Consider the following 333-nt stretch of genomic DNA (forward strand, 5'->3'; position numbering starts at 1 on the left):
TCAATGCTTGCACCTGGACGGTCAATATCAAACGCCATCCAGTAAAGGTGAGTTGGTCCGTTATGCTGTATATATTTAGCCTTCTTGGCTATCTCTGCTTTTGCTATACTTAAACCACTGAAAAGGTCATCGGTATAATATGGCTTCTTTGGTAATGTGCTTGTAAAAAGTTGTAGTTGTGTCATACTGTTTATGTCCTCCTCCCCTCCTGTGTCTTCGGTCGCCAAACTTACTGACCAGGAGGGGAATTTTTTTAAGTTATATTTTCCATCTTACTCTATTTTCGAGCGCTTTGCCTGCTTTCTGCTCGGCAGACTCGAAGAGCCTATCTAA

Annotated in this window: 1 protein-coding gene; it reads right to left on the minus strand. The window is 42.0% G+C overall.

All coding sequences use genetic code 11. The features are described 5' to 3' along the window. Window positions 1-185, minus strand: a 185-nt coding sequence (locus GHO41_RS30180; protein WP_371929074.1) for a replication initiation protein, incomplete at its 3' end; no start/stop codon positions are given. Window positions 186-333: the final 148 nt, after the last annotated feature.

The sequence above is a fragment of the Pseudomonas sp. FSL R10-0399 genome, assembly GCF_009600165.1.
In the GTDB taxonomy this organism is placed as follows: domain Bacteria; phylum Pseudomonadota; class Gammaproteobacteria; order Pseudomonadales; family Pseudomonadaceae; genus Aquipseudomonas; species Aquipseudomonas helleri.